Raw genomic sequence first — 21,621 nt, forward strand, 5'->3', positions numbered from 1 at the left:
GCCCCGGTCAACGGCACCGCCCCGAGCCCCGCGCGCGCCTCCGCCGTCCCCGTCACCCCCGCCCAGCTCCTGCCCGACGTGCCCGACTTCGCGGGGCGCGAGGCCGAGGCGCGGCTGCTGACCGAGACGCTGCGCTCCGCCACGTCCGGCAGCACGATGGCCGTGGCCACGCTCACCGGACTCGGCGGCGTCGGCAAGACCGCGCTCGCGGTGCACGTCGCACACGCCTTACGGGACGAGTTCCCCGACGGGCAGCTGTACGTGGACCTGCGCGGCGCGGACCCCGCGCCCGGCGTGGACAGCGGCAGCGCGCTCACGGGGTTCCTGCGCGCGCTCGGCATCCCCGAGAGCGCCGTGCCCGACGGCATCGAACAACAGACCGCCCTCTACCGCTCGCTCCTGGCCGGGCGTCGCATGCTCGTGTTCCTCGACAACGCGCGCGACACCGCCCAGGTGCGCCCGCTGCTGCCCGGAGCCCCGGGCTGCGCCGTCCTGGTGACCAGCCGCTCGCGGACCATCACCCTGCCCGGCGCGCGCCTCGTCGACGTCGAGACGATGGACGAGCCGCAGGCCCTCGGCCTGCTCTGCGCCATCGTCGGCGCCGAGCGCGTGGCCGCCGAGCGGGATGCCGCCCGCGAACTGGTCGCCGTCTGCGGCGGGCTGCCGCTCGCCGTCCGGATCGTCGCCGCCCGCCTGGCCGCACGGCCCGGCCGCCCCATGACCGACCTCGTGGCACGGCTGCGCGACGAGCGTCGCAGGCTGGACGAGCTGCGGGTGGACGACCTGGGCGTCGAGGCGACCTTCAGGCTCGGCTACGAGGCCCTGGAGCCGGGCCTCGCCCACGCCTTCCGCATGGTCTCGCTCTGCTACATGCCCTCCTTCTGCCGCGGTGCCGCGGGCGCGCTCCTCGGCGTGGGCGACGAGGAGGCGGAGCAGCTCGTGGAGCGGCTGGTCGACGCCGGGCTCATGGAGCTGCACGGCGAGGACCGCTACCGCTTCCACGACCTGGTGCGGCTCTTCGCGCGACGGCAGTGCGAGCTGCGCGAGAGCGCGGCGGAACGCGCCGCCGCCCGGCTGCGCTTCCTCGACTACGTCCTCGCCACCGTCATCACCGCGATCCGCCGCACGAAGCCGCACAGCGTGCTGCCGAAGCTGCTGCACAGCCCCGCGTCCGCGGGCAAGGCGCTGCCCGACGAGGCCGCGGCGCACGACTGGCTGGTCGTCGCGCACTCCCGGCTGTGCGACGCCGCGGAGAACGCCCTGCGGCACCTCCCGGACGAAGCGGGGGAAGCAGGCGCGTCGGCGGAGGCCGACGGCGCGGACGGCCGGGACCCGCGCTGTCCGCCCGGCCTGCGCCCCGTCGTCGACCTGCTCACTGCCTGGTCGCACCTCGTGGCCGGGACCGCCCGCCACCGCGACCTGGAACCCCTCGCCGAACTGGCCCTGCGCACCGCCCGCAGACACGGCGACGACCGGTCGGCGGCCCGCGCCCTGCGCCTCCTCGGCGCCCCGCACTACGGCACCGAGACCTACGGCCGCGCCGAGCGGGCGCTGCGCGAGAGCCTGCACCTCGCCGCGGCCTGCGGCGACCTGCTCGTCGGCGCCGCGGGCAGCCACGAGCTGGGCATCGTCCTGATGGGCACCGGCCGCTACGCCCAGGCGCTGGAGCAACTGCGCCTCGCGTACGCCAGATTCGGCGCGCTCGGCGGGCACGACGACCGGATCCGCATCCTGTCGCACATGGCCCGTGCGTACGTCGCCCTGGGCAGACGCCCGGCGGCGGACACCGCGATCGACGAGGCGGTGCGGCAGGCCGGACGGTCGGGCAGCACGCATACCCTCGCGCACGTGTTCTACCAGGTGGGCTGCGCGCTGCTGGAGGACGGCCGGGCTGCCGCGGCGGCGGAGCAGCTGCGCGAGGCGCAGCGGCTGCACGGCAGATCCCGCAACCCGCGCTGGGAGGCGCTGTGCTGGGCCCGCCTCGCGTACTGCGAGCTGGCGCAGGGCAGGCCCGGCGAGGCCATGCGCTGCGCGGACGCGGCGCTGGCGGTCGAGGGCGAACTGGGCGACGCGTTCTGCCATGCGCTCGCGATGGCCGCGCGGGGCCGGGCGCTGCTCGCCGTCGGCGACCTCGAACGGGCCAGGGCCGCCCTGCGGATCGCGCACCGCGTCATGGAGCGGCGCGGCGCCCTGGAGGCCGACGGGATCGCTCGACTGCTCGCCGGGCTGCGGCCGAACACCCGTGTGTCCGGGCCGGTGCTGTCCGCGTCCGGCTGAGGTTTCGCGGGCCCGTCCGGGAGGGCAGCGGTGCCTGCCCTTGACGTCGCCCTTTCGTACAAGGAGAGACCCGGAGGTGCGCTCTACCGTGCCCGTATGACGTGGTGGAACTCCCTTGACCCGGCCGCGGTGACCGTTGACCCCGGTGGCCGGGAGACCGTGCGGCTTCGCGTACGCAACACGGGGGACACGGTGGAGGAGTTCCGTCTCGGGGTCGTCGGCGCCCCGGCGGGCTGGTCCCGGATCGAGCCCGACGTCCTGCGGCTCTACCCCGGCAGCGAGGGCACGGCCGAGATCTCCTTCGCGCCGCCCCGCTCGCCCGACGCGGCAGCGGGACCCACGCCGTTCGGCATCCGCGTCGAGCCCCGTGAGAACCCCGAGGCCCGGGACGTGGTCGAGGGGCAGGTCACGGTCACGCCCTTCTCGGAGATCCGCGCCGAACTGCTGCCGCCCACCATCGTCGGACGTTTCCGCGGCCGGGCCTCCCTCGCCGTGGACAACCTCGGCAACACCCCGCTGACCGCGGCCCTCACCCTCCGCGACGACGCGGGCCGCCTCGCCTACGAGGTCGAGCCCACCGCCGTACAAGTGGCCCCGGGCCGCGCCGCGTTCGCGAAGCTCACCATCCGCCCGCAGCAGGTGCTGTGGACGGGTTCCGGGCAGGCCCACCCGCTCACCGTCTCCGTGCGCCGCTCCGGCGACGAGCAGGCCCACGAGCTGCCCGGCAGCTTCGACCAGCGCCCGGTGCTGCCCCGTCGGCTGCTCGCCCTCGGCGGCGTGCTCGCGGCGCTCGCCGTCGCGGCCGTCGTGGCCTGGCTGACCTACGCGCCCGATTTCAACGGCTCGGCGCGCGAGAACCAGGCGGCCGACGCGCCCGCCGCCGTCGCGCAGGGCGGCGAGAAGGAGAAGCTCGACGAGGCCCCGCCGCCGCCCAAGGAGAAGGCGGGCGGCGGCCGGGGCGGCACGGATTCGGGGACCGGCGGCGGTGGCGAGGAGAGATCGAGCGGCGACGGCTCCGGTGGCGGCGGCTCGTCGGGCGGTGGCGGCGGCAGCGGCGAGAAGGCGGTGTCCGGCGACGGCGGCGGCGCGGCACGCACCGGCCCCCCGTGGCGGCGCGGCTACGCGTCGGACGTCGTCGTCGAGTACGCCCAGCGCCGCCTCGCCGCGCTCGGCTCGAAGAACCCCTGCACACTGACCGGCCACTGGACGCCAGGCGTCATCGACTCCAACACAGAGGCAAAACTCATCTGTTACCAGAAGGCCGTGGTCCGCACCGGCCAGAACTCCGGGAACAACACCGCCCAGATATTCGAGACGGACGAGGAGGGCACGCTGGGCCGTGCCACCCTCACCTCGCTGTGGGCACAGGGCATCCGGCCCGACGCCGTGCGCTCCGGCGCCGACAGCTGGGAGGTCGTACAGCTCCAGGCGGCGTTCTGGTGGGCCTCGCAGGCAGGCATCAGCGACAAGGACCTGGATCGCGACCGGGCGTACGCCGAGTACGGCGTCGACTACTTCAAGAACGGCCGTACCGCGCCCACCACGGCCCGGTACAACGACAACACGGCGGCTCACATCAAGGACTACCAGGCCTCCGTCGGCCTCCCGGCGACCGGCACAGCCGACAGCGCGACCCTGCAGGCCCTCGTCGGCGGCAGCGTCAACAACCCCGGCGTGACGGGGCGGTGAGCGGCATGTGGACCTCTCTCGAACCAGCGGCGACCACCGTCGAGCCCGGCGCCACCGCGAGCGTGCGGCTGCGCGTGCGCAACACCGGCGACACCGTCGAGGAGTACCGCCTCCAGGTCGTCGGCGACGCGGCGGGCTGGACCCGCGTGACCCCCGACGTGCTGCGCCTGTACCCGGGGGCGGAGGGCACCGCCCAGGTGGAGTTCGCGCCGCCCCGGACCTCGGACGCCCAGGCGGGCCCGACCCCGTTCGGCGTCCGGGTGCAGCCCCGCGAGACCCCGCACACCGTGGATGTCGCCGAGGGCCAGGTCACCGTCGGCCCGTTCGCCGAGATCCGTACGGAGCTGCTTCCGCTGGTGGTCCGCGGCCGACTGCGCGCCAAGGCGTCCGTGGCCGTCGACAACCTCGGCAACCAGCAGCTCACGGCCTCCTTCTCCGGGCGCGAGAACGGCGAGGAGCTGGAGGTCGAGTCGGAGCCCGGCTCGGTCCAGGTCGCGCCGGGGCGCGCCGGATTCGCCGATCTCAGCATCAAGCCCGGCGCGGTGAGCTGGGTCGGCGGTACCCGCAAGCACCCCTTCACGGTGTCCGTGCTGCGGGCCGGGGTGCCCGAGCCGGTGGAGCTGCGCGGCACGTACGTCCAGCCGTCGGTGATCCCGCGCTGGTTGATGGCCGTGTTCTCGGTGCTGTTTGCGCTGGGCCTGGCGTTCGCCGTGATGTGGTTCCAGCACAAGCCGGCCATGTCCACGCAGGCCAAGGAGAAGCAGGGCGAGCAGCGTGAGCTGCCGCAGGGCGACGGCATGAAGGAGGCGCCGAGTCCCTCTCCGAGCCCCTCGAAGGAGGAGGAGAAGGAGCCGGAGCAGCCCCCGCAGAAGCCGCAGAACCCGGGCGGGGGCGGCGGCGGTGGTGGGGACAAGGACGAGAAGCCCAAGGGCCCCAAGACGCACACCATCCGCAGCAGCGAGGGCAACGGCTGGTATATGGAGGTCAAGCGGGGGGCGAAGGAGGACGGCACGTACGTCGGCCAGAACCCTTCCCTCACGGACGAGTTCGGGAAGAACCAGGACTGGATCCTGCACCACTACCCCGAGTCCGACACCTACTCCATCGAGTCCGCCAATGCCCCGGGCGCGATCATCGACCAGAAGGTGGACACCAACATCGTCCAGATCTTCCACGCCCCGCGGGAGAACATCAAGAACGGCCGGCTGCCGGACAACCAGAAGTGGAAGCTGGAGCATCGTCCCGACGGGACGGTGCAGATCGTCGGCGTCCGTTCCGGCGAGTGCATCGTCGACATGCAGAACGACAAGAGCGCGGTCACGTGGAAGTGCGACGACCGCAACAGCATGGCCTGGACGATCTCCGACTGGCAGTAGCAGCGTGGCCGCGGCCGCCCCGGCACGAGTGACCGGGGCGGCCGCGGCGTGTGTCGGTCCTTACTGCCAGGGCAGGTGCGTCCCCGGCTCCAGGCGGCCCATCTTGCGGTACTCGCGCCGCGCACCGGCCCGTACGTCTGCGCCCGACACCGGGCCGCCGTGGCCCGCCGCCTGATAGGCGGCCGTCACCGCGGCCGACCGGATGGCTCCGCCGGAGAGCTCGAACTCCTTGGCGCAGGCGGTGAGTTCCGCGTCCAGGTCCGGTGCGCAGGGCGTGCCGGTCAGACAGGTCCGCCACAGGGCGAGCCGCTGTTCGACGTCCGGGAACGGGAAGTCGACGACCAGGTCGAGCCGGCGGGTGAACGCGTCGTCGATGTTGGCCCGCAGGTTGGTGGTCAGCACGGCGATCCCGTCGAAGGCCTCCAGGCGCTGCAGCAGATAGGCGCTCTCCAGGTTGGCGTACCTGTCGTGCGAGCTCTTGACCTCCGAGCGCTTGCCGAAGACGGCGTCGGCCTCGTCGAAGAGCAGCACCGCGTCCGTGCGGTCCGCCTCCACGAAGATCCGTTCCAGGTTCTTCTCCGTCTCGCCGATGTACTTGTCGACGACCGCCGACAGGTCCACCACGTAGAGGTCGAGGCCGAGTTCACCGGCGACGACCTCCGCCGACAGCGTCTTGCCGGTGCCGGAGTCCCCGGCGAACAGCGCGATGACCCCGCGCCCGCGCCCGCCGCCGGTGCGCAGCCGCCACTCGCCGAGCACCTTGTCGCGGTGCCGGGCGCGCAGCGTCAGCTCGTTGAGCAGGCCCAGCGGTTCGTCCGGGAGCACGAGGTCCGCGAAGCCCACCTCGGGCCGGATCCGCCGGGCGTGCTTGTCGAGCAGCGGCGCGGACTGCAGCCGGGCGCTGCGCTGCAGGTGCGCGACGGTCGGTGCGGTGCCGTCGAAGGCGGCCAGTTCGGCGGCGTCCCGCGCCGCGCGGCGGATCTGCGTCCCGCTGAGGCGGTACGGCGCGACGGCCTCGCCGAGGTCGAAGTCCGGCTCGTGGGCGGGGGTGTGCCGGGCGAGTTCGGTCTGCCAGGTGCGGGGTGCGTCGATGCCGTCCTGCGGCGCGTCGAGCGCGAGCAGCCCGGCGTCCGGCGCCCATCCCGGGTCGTACGGCTCGCTGCCGAAGAACACCACCGGCACGTCGCCCGCCGTCAGGGACCGCATCAGGGGTCCGGGGGCGGCGGGCAGCGGTCCCACGACGAGGGCGGCCCGCCGCAGCCGCGCCTCGCGGAGGAGCGCGACGGCGGTCGCGGCCGCGCCGTCGCCCGCCGTGCCCGTCGGCCGGTGCCACAGGACGGGCCGTCCGGCCGCCCGCAGCGCGTCCGCCACCGGTCCGGCGGCGGTGCCCTCCCTGCGCTCGCGCAGATGGACGCGGAGCGGCCGCTCGGCGGCGAGGGCGGCGATGCGGGCCGCGAGGGGGTGTGCGGGGGCAGTGTTCCCGGCGTTCCCGGCGTTCCCGGCGTCGAGCAACTCGACGTCGCAGTCGACGAGTTCCGGGTCGAGCGCGTCGTCGCCGAGCAGCTGTGCCACCACCCGCTCCGGTACGCGCAGCGCCCGCCCCGGCAGCGGCCGGTCCTCGTCCTCGACGACGATCAGTCCACCGGCCCGCAGCGGTGCCAGGGGGTGGAAGCGGCGGCGGGCGAGCGGATCGTGCGGGCCGGTGCCCGAGAGGTCCAGGGCCAGCGTGACCGTGGCGCGGCGGCGCCCGACGTCGTCGTTCAAGTACCCGTAGAGCGGCTCGAAGCGACGGTCCACGTCGGGGGCGAGGGCGGCGAGCAGGACGTGCCGGTCGAGCGCGCTGAGCCCGAACCGGCGCGCCAGCTCTTCGAGCGGGTCGGGGGAACCGTCCTCGGCCGCCTTCGTGTCCGACGCGGCGTCCGACGCCGGTGCGGGCGCTGCCTGCGGCGGGGGAGCGGTGGCCAGCCGGAGCGCCGTCTCGGGCGTCACGTACATGCCGCGCAGCGGATCCGCGGCCGTCGGGTCGTCGGCGGCGCGCCGCTCGACCAGATCCGCGACGCGGCCGCGCAGGGATTCGAGCCGCGCGGCCAGCACCTCGTGGGCGCTCGTCCCGTGGGCGCTCGCCTCGTGCGCGCTCACTTCGCTCCCGTCCCGTCGTCCCGTTGCTTGCGCAGCATGCGGGGCCGTGGTTCGCTCTGCTCCCCGTCGATGCTGCGGACGCCCACGACCGCGCCTTCCGTGACCGGCGGCGCGACGTCGTACGTGGGCGACACCGGGAACGGCACGGTGATCACCACGTCCAGGGACGGCTTGAGTTCACCGCCGAGCGCCGACCAGATGTCGGCGATGGACCGGGACTCGGGCGGCGGCACCGCGACGGACAGCGGCAGCGTGGCCTGCAGCGCGGCGAGCGCGGCGGGCAGCCGGTCCGGCGGCAGCAGCTCGTGCGCGAGCAGTGTGCCCAGAGCCGCGGAGAGCAGCCGGTGCTCGTCCTCGGGACGGTTGGTCCAGGCGGTGAGCAGGTAGGAGAGCCGGAACCAGCGGGGCGGCTGCCGTCTGCGCAGCACGATGCCGTCCGGCCCCCGCTCGGCGTACGCGCCGCGCTCGCGGCGGGCCACGTCCTCGCGTATGTCGTACAGATAGGAGTTGAGCGTCGGGGCGTTGCGCCGCGCCGCCCAGTCGCGGGTCGGCGCCTCGAAGACGACCTCGCCGGTCCCCTCCGGGAGCGCCCCGCGCAGCAGCCCGCGCAGCGCCTCGTCTACTTCGTGGATCACGGCCGGGCTCCCCGTACGGTCGATGGGAAGCAGTGCGGTCGCCGCATTAGATGTACCCCTCCCGCAGCGCGTACGCGACGGCATGCGCGCGGTTCTGCAGTTGCAGGCGCGTCATGAGCGCGTGCAGGACGTTCTTCACGGTGCGTTCGGAGTAGGCGAGTTTCTCCGATATCTGCTTGGTGTCCAGCCCCTCCGCGATCAGCCGTACCACGTCCACCTCGCGCGGCGCCATGCCCAGGGTGGGCACGAGGGTGCCGCCGGCGGACGGCGAGCCGTCGAGTGCCGAGAGCCGGAGGCGGCCGAGCTGCGTCATGAGGCGGTTGATGAGGTCGGGCGGCAGCTCGCCCTCGCCGCGCGCGGCGCTGTGCACGGCGCGCAGCAGCTTCTGCGGGGTGGCCTGGTGGCGCCAGAGGATGGCCCGCACGCCGTACTCGACGACCGCGAGCAGCTCCGGTTCGCGCAGCTCGCTGGCGATGAGCACGACGCGCTGGTCCGTGGACCGGGCCAGGCGGCGCAGTTCGCTGCCCGCCGGGTCGTCGAGCCGGTCCACGAGCATGACGGCGACGCGTTCCGGCGCGGTGGCGGGCGCGGTGCCGGGCGGCGGCGCGGGAGAGCCGTCTCCGGCGCGGTCCACCAGCTCCACGGTGGGCTGGTGCCGCAGGTGGCTGATGACCCCGGCCCGGCTGAGGGGGTCGGTGGCGTGCACGGCCACCGAGATACGTGTATCCGACACTGAAATTCCCTGTCTTCCCCCGAATAGCGACGGGCACAGGGTGCTCGGAAGCAATCAACAAATGATTGCCGATGAATCAACGGGACCGTTTACCCCTGCCGATGCGTGCGTGAAGACTGCCGGACTGGGGACTTGGAGTGCAGGGCGGGTGCAGCAGCGTTCCCCCCGGGGGGACTGCACCGGCCCAGGTTTCCCTGGTTCGGCCATGAGCCGGGGAAGCCGCGCCCGGGTTCACGTGTCCGAGACCCTGCCGTGCGCGCAGACCTGCTCCGCGACGTCGCGCAGCTTGATGTTGTTCTCCTGCGAATAGCGGCGCAGCACGTCGAAGGCCTCGTCCTCCGTGAGGTGGTGTCTGCCCATCAGGATGCCCATGGCCTCGCCGATGGTGTGCCGGGTGGACAGGGCCCGCTCCAGCTGGGCGTGCGTGCGGGCGCTGGAGAAGGCGACGGCCGCGTGCGAGGCGAGGAGCACGCCCGCCGTCTCGTCGGCCTCGGTGAAGGCGCCGGGGCGGGGGGAGTAGAGGTTCAGCGCGCCGAGGTCCTCGTCCTCGGTGAAGAGCAGGAAGCCCATCATGCTGCCGACCCCCAGCGCCCGCGCCTCCGCGGCGTACGCGGGCCAGCGCGGCTGGTCACGGGTGGCGTCGAAGATGCGGAAGACCCGCTCCCCGTTCACGTTGCGCGCGGCGTCGAAGCACGGGCCTTCCCCGTTGCGTGCCTGCAGCCGGTCGCTGTCGACGACCAGCGGGTGGGTGGGGGCGAGGGTCTCCACGTCCTTGCCGCGCAGGATCAGGATGCCCGCCGCCTCGCAGCCGTCCACCAGCTCGACGGCCGACGAGGTGATCCGCTCCAGCGTGGCGTCGACCGAGGTCTGTGCCAGGAGATCCCGCGCCATCGCCGCCATCTGCACCCCGAACCGGGCCCAGTCCACACCGTCCTCCGTTCCACGACGTCCGAGCTTCCCCCTTCTACCCAGCTTCTCGCGGGAGCCCCCGACCGCGTGCGGCCGCCCCGCTCCGTGCCTGGTCCGAGGCCGTTCGACGGGGCAAAATTCCCGAGTGTGCCCGAAGAGTTCGCTGTACGTTGTAGAGGCGCTCCGGAGACGGAGAGCGTCCCGCGGAGGCTGTGCGCCGCGTCCGACAGTTGATCACGCAACCGCAGCTCAGGCTGTGTTTTGAGGCCGACCTGAAGTGTTTCTGACGATCAGTACCACCGGTACCCCCGAACGCCCGGCCACCGACCTCGGATTCCTGCTGCACAAGCATCCCGGGAAGTCCCAGGCGTTCTCCACCTCGTACGGCACGGCGCACGTCCTGTACCCCGAGGCGACCCCCGAGCGCTGCACCGCCGCGCTGCTCCTGGAGGTCGACCCCGTCGCGCTCGTGCGGCGCGGCAAGGGCAAGAACAAGGGACGGGGCGGAGCCCCGGACGCGGCCCTCGCGCAGTACGTGAACGACCGGCCCTACGCGGCCTCGTCGCTGCTCGCCGTGGCGCTGAGCGCGGTCTTCTCCAGCGCGATGCGCGGGGTGTGCGCCGCGCGCCCCGAGCGGGCCGGGCAGCCGCTGCCGCTCCGCGTCGAGGTGCCCGCCCTGCCCGCGACCGGCGGCGCCGAGCTGGTGCGGGCGCTCTTCGGGCCGCTCGGCTGGACGGTGGCGGTGACGCCGGTCCCGCTGGACATGCGGTTCCCCGAGTGGGGCGACTCGCGGTACGTACAGCTCGTGCTCGAAGCGCCCGAAGGGACGCTGACGCTCGGCGAGGCGCTGCGGCACCTGTACGTGCTGCTGCCCGTCCTCGACGACGCCAAGCACTACTGGGTCTCGCCGGACGAGGTCGACAAGCTGCTGCGGGCCGGTGAGGGATGGCTCGCGGACCACCCGGAGCAGCAGCTCATCACCAGCCGCTATCTGGCGCGGCGCCGGTCCCTGACCCGGGAGGCCGCGGAGCGGCTCGAACTGGTGCGGCTCGCCGACGCGGACGACACGGACGTCGAGGAGATCGACAACGCCGTCGACGAGGAGTCCGACACCGAGGAGCGTCCGGTGCCGCTCGCCGTGCGGCGCCGCGCCGCGATCCTCGCCGCGCTCACGGACGCGGGCGCCTGCCGGGTGCTCGACCTGGGCTGCGGCCAGGGCCAGCTGGTCCAGGAGCTGCTCAAGGACGTCCGGTTCACGGAGATCGTCGGGGTCGACGTGTCCATGCGCGCGCTGACCGTCGCCTCGCGGCGGCTGGGGCTCGACCGCATGGGCGAGCGCCGGGCCGGGCGCGTCACGCTCCTGCAGGGCTCGCTCGCGTACACCGACAAGCGGCTCAAGGGGTACGACGCGGCCGTGCTCAGCGAGGTGATCGAGCACCTCGACCTGGCCCGCCTGCCCGCCCTGGAGTACGCGGTGTTCGGCTCCGCACGGCCCCGCACGGTCCTCGTGACGACGCCGAACGTCGAGTACAACGTCCGCTGGGAGTCGCTCCCCGCGGGCCGTGCCCGCCACGACGACCACCGCTTCGAGTGGACGCGCGAGGAGTTCCGCGCCTGGGCCCACGAGGTGGCCGAACGGCACGGGTACGGAGTGGAGTTCGTCCCGGTGGGCGACGAGGACCCCGAGGTGGGACCGCCCACGCAGATGGCCGTGTTCACGCAGGCGGCCGAGGGAGACCGGACCGCCGACAAGGACCAGATCGACAAGAAGAAGAAGGAGGAGCAGGCCGCATGACGAACGACACCCGTACCACCGATGCCGCACGGACCCTCGCCGTCACCGACCTGTCCCTCGTCGTCCTCGTCGGCGCCACCGGCTCCGGCAAGTCCACCTTCGCGCGCAGGCACTTCAAGGAAACCCAGGTCATATCCAGCGACTTCTGCCGCGGGCTCGTCGCCGACGACGAGAACGACCAGAGCGCCAGCCGCGACGCCTTCGACGTCCTGAACTACATCGCGGGCAAGCGCCTGGCCGCGGGCCGCCGCACGGTCATCGACGCGACGAGCGTGCAGAGCGACAGCCGCAAGCAGCTGATCGAGCTGGCCCGGCAGTACGACGTGCTGCCCATCGCCATCGTGCTCGACGTGCCCGAGGAGGTCTGCGCCGCGCGCAACGCCGGGCGTCCGGACCGCGCGGGCGTGCCGCGCCGCGTCATCCAGCGCCACCAGCGCGAACTGCGGCGCTCCTTGCGGCACCTGGAGCGCGAGGGCTTCCGGAAGGTGCACGTGCTGCGCGGGGTCGAGGAGATCGACGCCGCCACCATCGTCACCGAGAAGCGGTACAACGACCTCACCCACCTCACAGGCCCCTTCGACATCGTCGGTGACATCCACGGCTGCGCCGCCGAGTTGGAGACCCTGCTCGGCAAGCTCGGATATGTGGACGGCGTCCACCCGGAGGGCCGCACGGCCGTGTTCGTCGGCGACCTCGTCGACCGCGGCCCGGACACCCCCGGCGTCCTGCGGCGCGTGATGTCGATGGTCGCGGGCGGCACCGCGCTGTGCGTGCCCGGCAACCACGAGAACAAGCTCGGCCGCCACCTCAAGGGCCGGGGCGTCCAGCACACCCACGGACTCGCCGAGACCGTCGAGCAGTTGTCGGCGGAGAGCGAGGAGTTCCGCACGCAGGTGCGGGAGTTCGTCGACGGCCTCGTCTCGCACTACGTCCTCGACGAGGGGCGCCTCGTCGTCTGCCACGCCGGTCTGCCCGAGAAGTACCACGGCCGCACCTCCGGCCGGGTGCGCTCGCACGCCCTGTACGGCGACACCACCGGCGAGACCGACGAGTTCGGCCTGCCGGTGCGCTACCCCTGGGCGGAGGAGTACCGCGGCAAGGCCGCGGTGGTCTACGGCCACACCCCGGTGCCCACCGCGACCTGGCTCAACAACACCATCTGCCTGGACACCGGCGCCGTCTTCGGCGGCAGGCTGACCGCGCTGCGCTGGCCGGAGCGCGAACTCGTCGACGTACCGGCGGAACGCGTCTGGTACGAACCGGCCAGGCCGCTGCGCACCGAGGCACCGGGCGGCCACGACGGTCGGCCGCTCGACCTGAACGACGTGCACGGCCGCCGCGCGGTGGAGACGCGGCACGCGGGGCGCGTCGCCGTGCGCGAGGAGAACGCGGCCGCGGCCCTGGAGGTCATGAGCCGCTTCGCCGTCGACCCCCGGCTGCTGCCGTACCTGCCGCCGACCATGGCCCCGACGGCCACCTCCCGGCGCGAGGGGTACCTGGAACACCCCGAGGAGGCCTTCGCCGCGTACGCGGCGGACGGCGTCGGCCGGGTCGTGTGCGAGGAGAAGCACATGGGCTCGCGCGCGGTGGTGCTGGTCTGCCGCGACGCGGACACGGCCCGCGAGCGGTTCGGGGTCGGGGGCACCTCCCACGCCGTTTCGGGCAGTGGGGGAGGCCCCACCGGGTCCCTGTGCACCCGCACCGGACGCCCCTTCTTCGACGACCCCGCCGTCACCGAGCAGATCCTCGGCCGGGTGCGCGACGCCGTCACCGAGGCGGGCCTGTGGGAGGAGCTGGCGACGGACTGGCTGCTGCTCGACGCGGAGCTGATGCCGTGGTCGCTGAAGGCGTCCGGGCTGCTCCGCACGCAGTACGCCGCCGTGGGCGCCGCCTCCGGCGCCGTCTTCCCCGGCGCGATCGAGGCCCTGGAAGCGGCGACGGCGCGGGGCGTCGACGCGGGCGAGCTCCTGGACCGGCAGCGGGAACGCGCGGCGGACGCCGCCGCGTTCACCGACGCCTACCGCCGCTACTGCTGGCCGACCCAGGGCCTGGAGGGCGTGCGCCTCGCGCCGTTCCAGATCCTGGCCGTCCAGGGCCGCAGCCTCGCCGCGCTCCCGCACGACGAGCAGCTGGCCCTGATCGACCGCATGGTGGAGCACGACAGCAGCCAGGGCTCCGACCTGCTGCAGACCACCCGCCGTCTCTACGTGGACACGGCCGACCCGGAGTCGGTCGGCGCGGGCGTCGACTGGTGGCTGGAGATGACCAGCCGCGGCGGCGAAGGCATGGTGGTCAAGCCGGTGGAGGCGCTGGTCAGGAACGCGCGGGGGCGGCTCGTCCAGCCCGGCATCAAGTGCCGGGGCCGCGAGTACCTGCGGATCGTCTACGGCCCGGAGTACACGCGCCCGGAGAACCTGGCGAAGCTGCGCGACCGCTCCCTCGGTCACAAGCGCTCCCTCGCCATCCGCGAGTACGCACTCGGTCTGGAGGCCCTGGACCGCCTCGCCGAGGGCGAGCCGCTGTGGCGCGTGCACGAGGCGGTGTTCGCGGTCCTCGCCCTGGAGTCGGAGCCGGTGGATCCCCGGCTTTAGCCAACGGTGCGCGTCGGCCGCCCGGCCGGGGAAAGATGGACCCCATGGGATTCCATGTCGACTCCGAGGCCGGGCGGCTGCGCCGCGTCATACTGCACCGCCCCGATCTGGAGCTCAAGCGGCTGACTCCGAGCAACAAGGACGCCCTCCTCTTCGACGACGTCCTGTGGGTGCGCAGGGCCCGTCAGGAGCACGACGGGTTCGCGGACGTGCTGCGCGACCGGGGGGTGGAGGTCCATCTCTTCGGCGACCTGCTGACCGAGACCCTGGACGTGCCGGCGGCCCGCCTCCTCGTCCTGGACCGCGTCTTCGACGAGAAGGAGTACGGGCCGCTCGCCACCGACCACTTGAGGGCCGCGTTCGAGACCATGCCGTCCGCCGAGCTCGCCGAGGCGCTGGTCGGCGGGATGACGAAGCGGGAATTCCTGGAGCGGCACGCCGAACCGACGTCCGTGCGCTTCCACTGCATGGACCTGGACGACTTCCTGCTCGGCCCGCTGCCCAACCACCTCTTCACCCGTGACACCTCCGCCTGGATCTACGACGGCGTCTCGATCAACGCGATGCGCTGGCCCGCCCGGCAGCGCGAGACCGTCCACTTCGAGGCGATCTACCGGCACCATCCGCTGTTCCGCGCCGAGGAGTTCAACGTCTGGTCACGGGGCCAGGCGGACTATCCCTCGACCATCGAGGGCGGCGACGTCCTGGTGATCGGCAAGGGGGCGGTGCTCATCGGCATGAGCGAGCGCACCACGCCGCAGGCCGTCGAGATGCTCGCGCACAAGCTGTTCGCGGCGGGCTCGGCGCAGACCATCGTGGCCCTCGACATGCCGAAGCGGCGTGCGTTCATGCACCTCGACACGGTGATGACGATGGTCGACGGCGACACCTTCACGCAGTACGCGGGCCTCGGCATGCTCCGCTCGTACACCATCGAGCCGGGCGTGGGGGAGCGCGAGCTGAAGGTCACCGACCATCCGCCCGAGCACATGCACCGCGCCATCGCCGCCGCGCTCGGCCTCGACGGCATCAGGGTCCTCACGGCCACGCAGGACGTGCACGCGGCCGAGCGCGAGCAGTGGGACGACGGCTGCAACGTCCTCGCGGTGGAGCCGGGCGTCGTCGTCGCGTACGAGAGGAACTCGACGACCAACACGCATCTGCGCAAGCAGGGCATCGAGGTGATCGAGATCCTGGGGAGCGAGCTGGGGCGCGGCCGGGGCGGGCCGCGGTGCATGAGCTGTCCGGTGCAGCGCGACCCCGTGCCCGGGATGTAGGCCCCGGCGGGGGCTCTGTATATAAATGTGGCACGTCGTATATAGTTTCAATGTCAACGTGTCCCGTACCCCCATCCCGCACTCCTGGAGCGCCTCATGGCCACAGACCTCACCGGCCGCCACTTCCTCAAGGAGCTGGACTTCACCGCCGACGAGTTCCGCGGTCTGATCGAGCTGGCCGCCGAGCTGAAGGCGGCCAAGAAGGCCGGGACCGAGGCGCCGCGGCTGCGGGGCAGGAACATCGCGCTGATCTTCGAGAAGAGCTCGACGCGGACGCGCTGCGCCTTCGAGGTGGCCGCCGCGGACCAGGGGGCCTCGACGGTGTACATCGACCCGTCCGGCTCGCACATCGGCAAGAAGGAGTCGTCGAAGGACACCGCACGAGTGCTCGGCCGGATGTTCGATGCCATCGAGTTCCGCGGGGATGCGCAGGACACGGTCGAGACGCTCGCCGCGCACGCGGGCGTGCCCGTCTACAACGGCCTGACCGACGAGTGGCACCCCACCCAGATGCTCGCCGACGTGCTCACGATGACCGAGCACTGCGCCAAGCCCCTCACCGGCATCTCCTTCGCCTATCTGGGCGACGCCCGCTTCAACATGGGCAACTCGTACCTGGTCACCGGCGCCCTGCTCGGCATGGACGTGCGCATCGTCGCCCCCGAGGCCTACTGGCCGGCCCCGGAGGTCGTCGCGCGGGCCCGCGAGCTCGCCCAGGTCAGCGGCGCCCGCCTGACGCTCACCGAGGACGTCGCGGAGGGCGTCAGGGGCGCCGACTTCGTCGGCACCGACGTATGGGTGTCGATGGGGGAGCCGCAGGAGGTCTGGGCCGAGCGCATAACTGCCCTCGTGCCCTACGCGGTGACGATGGACGTCCTGCGCGCCACGGGCAACGCCGACGTAAAGTTCTTGCACTGCCTGCCCGCCTTCCACGACCTCGGCACCAAGGTCGGCCGCGAGGTCCACGAGGCGTACGGCCTGGAGTCGCTGGAGGTCACCGACGAGGTCTTCGAGTCGGCGCACTCCGTCGTCTTCGACGAGGCCGAGAACCGGATGCACACGATCAAGGCGATCCTGGTGGCCACCCTCGCCTGACGCCCGGCCGAACGGGCACCCCCCCACGAAACGCGCACCACCGCACCACCCGCACCACGCACCACCAGAAACGAGAACCACCCCATGAGCCCTACGCGTACCAACGGGCTTCGCATCAAGTCGCCCGACCAGCTCGTCGCCGAATCGGGCGCGGACCTCGAAGGCCACGGCCTGAGGCGCACCATGGGGCTCTTCCAGCTCGTGTGTTTCGGTGTCGGCGCGATCGTCGGCACCGGCATCTTCGTCGGCCTCTCCGACTCCGTCGCCGAGGCCGGCCCCGCCGTCGCCATCTCCTATGTCCTCGCGGCGGTGACCTGCATCTTCACCGCGTTCTCGTTCGCCGAGCTGGGCGGCGCGATCCCGGTCTCCGGCAGCTCGTACTCCTTCGCGTACGCCTCGCTGGGCGAGCGCACGGCGTTCCTCGTCGGCTGGTGTCTGCTCCTGGAGTACGGCGTCTCGGTCTCCGCGGTCGCGGTCGGCTGGAGCCAGTACCTGAACGAGCTGCTGCACAGCCTCACCGGCTGGGAGCTGCCCACCGCGCTGTCCGCGGGGCCCGGCGAGGGCGGTGTGGTGAACCTGCCCGCCGTGGTCGTCATCCTGCTGGCCGCCGTGCTCCTGGTGCGTGGCATCCGGGAGAGCGCGGGTGCCACGGCCGCCATGGCGGTCCTGAAGATCGGCATCCTGCTGCTCTTCCTGGCCGTCGCGTTCACCGCGTTCGAGGACGGCAACCTCACGCCCTTCGCGGGCGCGGGCGTCTCCGGCATCACCGCCGGTGCCTCGCTCGCCTTCTTCTCCTTCATCGGCTTCGACGCCGTCACCACGGCGGGCGAGGAGGTGAAGAACCCGCGGCGCAACATTCCGCTCGCCATCCTCATCTGCATCGGCGTCGTCACCCTCCTCTACGTCGCCGTGGCGCTCGCGGCCATCGGCGCGCTCGGCCCGGACGCCGTCGCCGACAAGCCCGCCGCGCTCTCGCTCGTCGTCGACCAGGTCACCGACTCGACCGTCGGCGGCGGCATCATCGCCTTCGGCGCGGTCGTCGCCATCGCCTCCGTGGTGCTCGCCGTGATGTACGGCCAGACCCGCATCCTGATGTCGATGTCCCGCGACGGCCTGATGCCGCGCGTCTTCGAACGCGTCTCGCCGCGGACCAGGACCCCCGTCGCCAACACCTGGATCGTCGCGGCGGTCGTCGCCGTGCCCGCCGCCTTCTCCTCGCTCGACGTGGTCGTCAACCTGACCACCATCGGCACCCTGGCGATCATGGTCGTGGTGAATGTCGCGGTGATCGCGCTGCGCCGCTCCGCCCCGGATCTGCGGCGCACCTTCCGGGTGCCGTGCCACCCGGTCAGCCCGCTCCTCGGGGTCGGCTGCTGCCTCTATCTGATCTGGGGCACGGGCCGGACGACCTGGCTGCAGTTCGCCGTGTTCCTCGCGGTGGGCGCGGTGGTCTACGCGCTCTACGGCCGCGGCCACTCGCGGCTCGGCCGGGGCGAGGTGCCCGTCAGTGCCGGTGCGGGGGCCGCGCCGGAAGCGTGAACCAGACGGCCTTGCCGGACGCGGTGGTGCGGTGGCCGCAGGAGGAGCTGAGGGTGCGGATCAGGAGCAGGCCGCGCCCGTGCTCCTGCCAGGGGTCCGGCTCGCCGTGCGGGCCCGGGTCGGTGAGGTCGCCGGGCGGCTGCGGATTGGAGTCGTGCACCTCGACCTGACAGCCGGTCGGCAGCAGCTCGATCACCAGCTCTATCGGGTCCTGCCCCGCGGTGTGCTCGACGGCGTTCGCGACCAGCTCCGCGGTGAGGAGCTCGGCGGTGTCGGTGTCGGCGGTCGACTCGATGTCGGTCAGCGCCGTACGGACCAGGGCGCGTGCGACGGGCACGGCTGCCGTGGTGTGCGGCAGTGCGATGCGCCAGGAGGCGGGGGAGGAAGGCTCGTGCAAGGCGGGTCCGTTCAGGGCAGCAGGTGGCGGTCCTGCTTTCAACCGTACGAATCTTAAGCGTTATGTCGACAGGGGCGACGGTCGGGCATTTCCGGGACGTCCGACCCTGTGGTGCCCCAGGTGACAAGACGCGCATTTCGGTATTTCCGTTCCCTTGCGAGACGGTCGTCGACCGGCGTATCGCGCACTCATGACGACAGTCACAGAACGGTGATAACTTCGAGAGGTAGCCAGTCACCTCAGGCCGAGGAGGCCGCACCTCATGAGTCCCTTCACCGGCTCCGCGACCCGCACTCCCGACTGGCGGCACCTGCGCCTCGCCGTCGACGAAGGGGTCGCCACGGTCACCCTCGCCCGCCCCGACAAGCTCAACGCGCTCACCTTCGGTGCCTACGCCGACCTGCGCGACCTGCTCGCCGAGCTCTCCCGCGACAAGTCCGTGCGCGCCCTCGTGCTCGGCGGGGAGGGCCGCGGCTTCTGCTCGGGCGGCGACGTCGACGAGATCATCGGCGCCACGCTCGCCATGGACACCTCCCAGCTCCTCGACTTCAACCGCATGACGGGCCAGGTCGTCCGCGCCATCAGGGAGTGCCCCTTCCCGGTGATCGTCGCCGTGCACGGGGTGGCGGCGGGCGCCGGCGCGGTGCTCGCCCTCGCCGCGGACTTCCGCGTCGCCGACCCCTCGGCGCGGTTCTCCTTCCTCTTCACCCGGGTCGGCCTCTCCGGCGGCGACATGGGGGCCGCCTACCTCCTGCCGCGCGTCGTCGGACTCGGCCACGCCACCCGGCTGCTCATGCTCGGCGAACCGGTCCGCGCCCCCGAAGCCGAACGGATCGGCCTGATCAGCGAGCTGACGGAGGAGGGCAGGGCCGCGGAGGCCGCGCAGGCCCTGGCCCACCGCCTCGCCGAAGGCCCCGCCCTCGCGTACGCGCAGACCAAGGCGCTCCTCACGTCGGAGCTCGACATGCCGCTGGCCGCCGCCATCGAACTGGACGCCTCGACGCAGGCCCTGCTGATGAACGGCGAGGACTACGCGGAATTCCACGCGGCCTTCACGGAGAAGCGCCCGCCGAAGTGGCAGGGGCGGTGACCGTGGAAACCTCCGTCACCCCCTCCGCCGCGGGGCGGGCCCACCGGATCGCCGTCATCGGCGGCGGCCCCGGCGGGCTCTATGCCGCCGCGCTGCTCAAGCGCCTCGACCCGACCCGCGAGGTCACCGTCTGGGAGCGCAACGCGCCCGACGACACCTTCGGCTTCGGCGTCGTCCTCTCCGACGAGACCCTCGGCGGCATCGAGCACGCCGACCCCGCCGTCTACGCCGCGCTCCAGGCGGAGTTCGTGCGCTGGGACGACATCGACATCGTGCACCGCGACCGGCGGCACACCTCCGGCGGCCACGGCTTCGCGGCGCTCGGCAGGCGCAGGCTCCTGGAGATCCTGCACGACCGCTGCCGGGACCTCGGCGTCGAGCTCCGCTTCCGCACCGAGGCGCCGCCCGCCGCCGCGCTCTCCGCGGAGTACGACCTGGTGGTCGCCGCGGACGGCGTGCACAGCCTCACCCGCGAGGCGCGGGCCGACGTCTTCGGGCCCGCCATCACGACCCACCACTGCCGCTACATCTGGCTCGCCGCCGACTTCGCCTTCGACGCGTTCCGCTTCGAGATCGCCGAGACCGAGCACGGCGTGCTGCAGCTGCACGGCTATCCGTTCTCGCCGCACGAGTCGACCGTCATCGTCGAGATGCGCGAGGAGGTCTGGGAGGCCGCGGGCTTCGCGGAGCTCGACGAGCGGGAGTCCACCGAACGCTGCGCCAAGATCTTCGCGGACGCGCTCGGCGGCCGCCCCCTGCGCGGCAACAAATCCACCTGGATCAACTTCCGCACGGTCACCAACTCCCGCTGGTCCGACGGCAACACGGTGCTGCTCGGCGACGCCGCGCACACCGCGCACTTCTCCATCGGCTCGGGCACGAAGCTCGCCGTCGAGGACGCCCTCGCGCTCGCCGCCTGCCTGGAGGAACAGCCCGACATCCCGGCCGCGCTCCAGGCGTACGAGACCGAGCGCCGCCCCGTCGTCGCCTCCACGCAGCGCGCCGCCCGCGCCAGCCTGGAGTGGTTCGAGCGGCTCCCCGACTACCTGGACCAGCCGCCCCGCCAGTTCGCGTTCAACCTCCTCACCCGCAGCCGCCGCGTCACCCACGACAACCTCCGGCTGCGCGACGCGGACTTCACCCGTTCCGTCGAGCGGGACTTCGGCTGCCCGGACGGCACCCCGCCGATGTTCACGCCCTTCCGGCTGCGCGACCTGACCCTGCGCAACCGCGTCGTCGTCTCACCGATGGACATGTACTCCGCGGTGGACGGCGTCCCCGGCGACTTCCACCTGGTGCACCTGGGCGCACGGGCGCTGGGCGGCGCGGGCCTGGTCATGACCGAGATGGTGTGCGTCAGCGAGCGCGGCCGCATCACACCGGGCTGCGCCGGGCTCTACACCGACGAACAGGCCGACTCCTGGCGCCGCGTCACCGACTTCGTCCACGCGCAGGCACCCGGCACGGCGATCGGCCTCCAGCTCGGCCACTCCGGCCGCAAGGGCTCCACCAAGCTGATGTGGGAGGGCATCGACGAGCCGCTGCCCGACGGCAACTGGCCGCTCGACGCCGCCTCGCCGCTCCCGTACCGGCCGGACAGCCAGACCCCGCGCGAACTCTCCCGCGCGGGACTGACGGAGATCCGCGAACAGTTCGTCGACGCGGCCCGCCGCGCCGACCGCGCCGGGTTCGACCTCCTCGAACTCCACTGCGCCCACGGCTATCTGCTCTCCGGCTTCCTCTCCCCGCTCACGAACCACCGCACGGATGCCTACGGCGGCGACCTGTCGGGCCGCCTCCGCTTCCCCCTCGAAGTCTTCGACGCGGTGCGGGAGGTGTGGCCCGAGGGCAGGCCCATGACGGTCCGCATCTCCGCCACCGACTGGGCCGACGGCGGCACCACCGCCGAGGACGCCGTCGAGATCGCCCGCGCGTTCGCGGCCCACGGCGCCGACGCGATCGACGTCTCGACCGGCCAGGTCGTCTCCCACGAACGCCCCGCGTACGGCCGCTCCTACCAGACGCCGTACGCCGACCGCATCCGCAGCCTCACCGGCATCCCGGTGATCACCGTCGGCG

Annotated in this window: 15 protein-coding genes; 10 read left to right on the forward strand and 5 right to left on the reverse strand. The window is 72.8% G+C overall.

The genetic code is table 11. From position 1 onward, the window contains the following. From AOK03_RS32285 to AOK03_RS43575, 3 genes are all read left to right on the forward strand, one after another. Positions 1–2,277 (forward strand): ATP-binding protein (locus tag AOK03_RS32285; protein ID WP_055568928.1); only part of this gene is annotated, 2,277 nt, incomplete at its 5' end. 96 nt (positions 2,278–2,373) lie between these two features. Beyond that, positions 2,374–3,966 (forward strand): peptidoglycan-binding domain-containing protein, encoded by a 1,593-nt coding sequence (locus tag AOK03_RS32290; RefSeq protein WP_055568929.1) that lies wholly within the window; start codon positions 2,374–2,376, stop codon positions 3,964–3,966. 5 nt (positions 3,967–3,971) lie between these two features. Beyond that, a complete protein-coding gene (locus AOK03_RS43575) occupies positions 3,972–5,342 on the forward strand; it encodes an RICIN domain-containing protein (protein WP_055568930.1) in 1,371 nt (456 codons plus the stop codon). Positions 5,343–5,402: 60 nt separating this feature from the next. Here AOK03_RS43575 and AOK03_RS32300 read toward each other — a convergent pair whose 3' ends face one another. From AOK03_RS32300 to AOK03_RS32315, 4 genes are all read right to left on the reverse strand, one after another. Further along, positions 5,403–7,481: an ATP-binding protein gene (locus tag AOK03_RS32300; RefSeq protein WP_055568931.1), complete on the reverse strand. Its 2,079-nt coding sequence runs from the start codon at positions 7,479–7,481 to the stop codon at positions 5,403–5,405. After that, complete coding sequence (locus tag AOK03_RS32305; RefSeq protein WP_055568932.1) at positions 7,478–8,116, reverse strand: Pvc16 family protein; 639 nt, start codon at positions 8,114–8,116, stop codon at positions 7,478–7,480. The genes AOK03_RS32300 and AOK03_RS32305 overlap by 4 nt, the downstream gene beginning before the upstream one ends. 46 nt (positions 8,117–8,162) lie before the next feature. Beyond that, positions 8,163–8,849, reverse strand: coding sequence for a response regulator transcription factor (locus tag AOK03_RS32310; RefSeq protein ID WP_055568933.1), 687 nt, complete (start codon positions 8,847–8,849; stop codon positions 8,163–8,165). 231 nt (positions 8,850–9,080) lie between these two features. Then, positions 9,081–9,776: a GAF and ANTAR domain-containing protein gene (locus AOK03_RS32315; RefSeq protein ID WP_244177835.1), complete on the reverse strand. Its 696-nt coding sequence runs from the start codon at positions 9,774–9,776 to the stop codon at positions 9,081–9,083. A 259-nt stretch (positions 9,777–10,035) separates the two neighbouring features. Between AOK03_RS32315 and AOK03_RS32320 the strand changes: the two genes are divergently transcribed. The 5 genes from AOK03_RS32320 (at position 10,036) to AOK03_RS32340 (ending at position 18,055) form a co-directional block, all read left to right on the forward strand. Beyond that, positions 10,036–11,553 carry a 3' terminal RNA ribose 2'-O-methyltransferase Hen1 gene (locus tag AOK03_RS32320; protein ID WP_055568934.1) on the forward strand — a complete coding sequence of 506 codons (1,518 nt, stop codon included), beginning with the start codon at positions 10,036–10,038 and terminating at the stop codon, positions 11,551–11,553. Continuing rightward, on the forward strand, positions 11,550–14,144 hold the full coding sequence (locus tag AOK03_RS32325) for a polynucleotide kinase-phosphatase (protein WP_055568935.1): 2,595 nt from the start codon (positions 11,550–11,552) through the stop codon (positions 14,142–14,144). Before AOK03_RS32320 ends, AOK03_RS32325 begins: the two co-directional genes overlap by 4 nt. A 44-nt stretch (positions 14,145–14,188) precedes the next feature. Next, positions 14,189–15,421, forward strand: coding sequence for an arginine deiminase (locus AOK03_RS32330; RefSeq protein ID WP_055568936.1), 1,233 nt, complete (start codon positions 14,189–14,191; stop codon positions 15,419–15,421). A gap of 96 nt (positions 15,422–15,517) precedes the next feature. Further along, positions 15,518–16,516 carry an ornithine carbamoyltransferase gene (argF, locus tag AOK03_RS32335; protein ID WP_055568937.1) on the forward strand — a complete coding sequence of 333 codons (999 nt, stop codon included), beginning with the start codon at positions 15,518–15,520 and terminating at the stop codon, positions 16,514–16,516. An 84-nt stretch (positions 16,517–16,600) separates the two neighbouring features. Beyond that, the gene (locus tag AOK03_RS32340; RefSeq protein WP_055568938.1) at positions 16,601–18,055 is read left to right on the forward strand and encodes an amino acid permease; all 1,455 of its coding nucleotides are present in this window, start codon (positions 16,601–16,603) and stop codon (positions 18,053–18,055) included. Here the strand turns inward: AOK03_RS32340 and AOK03_RS32345 are convergent. Further along, entirely contained in the window at positions 18,021–18,452 is a 432-nt protein-coding gene (locus AOK03_RS32345; RefSeq protein ID WP_055568939.1) for an ATP-binding protein, read from the reverse strand. The two genes, AOK03_RS32340 and AOK03_RS32345, sit on opposite strands and share 35 nt — an antisense overlap. Before the next feature lie 262 nt (positions 18,453–18,714). Here AOK03_RS32345 and AOK03_RS32350 point away from each other — a divergent pair, with 262 nt between their 5' ends. Both AOK03_RS32350 and AOK03_RS32355 read left to right on the forward strand, forming a co-directional pair. After that, positions 18,715–19,542, forward strand: a complete 828-nt coding sequence (locus tag AOK03_RS32350) for an enoyl-CoA hydratase family protein (protein ID WP_055568940.1) — start codon at positions 18,715–18,717, stop codon at positions 19,540–19,542. After that, positions 19,527–21,621, forward strand: a 2,095-nt coding sequence (locus AOK03_RS32355; RefSeq protein ID WP_079075089.1) for a bifunctional salicylyl-CoA 5-hydroxylase/oxidoreductase, incomplete at its 3' end; no start/stop codon positions are given. The genes AOK03_RS32350 and AOK03_RS32355, both read left to right, overlap by 16 nt.

Origin of the sequence: Streptomyces atriruber (assembly GCF_001418325.1) — a bacterium.
GTDB lineage: Bacteria > Actinomycetota > Actinomycetes > Streptomycetales > Streptomycetaceae > Streptomyces > Streptomyces atriruber.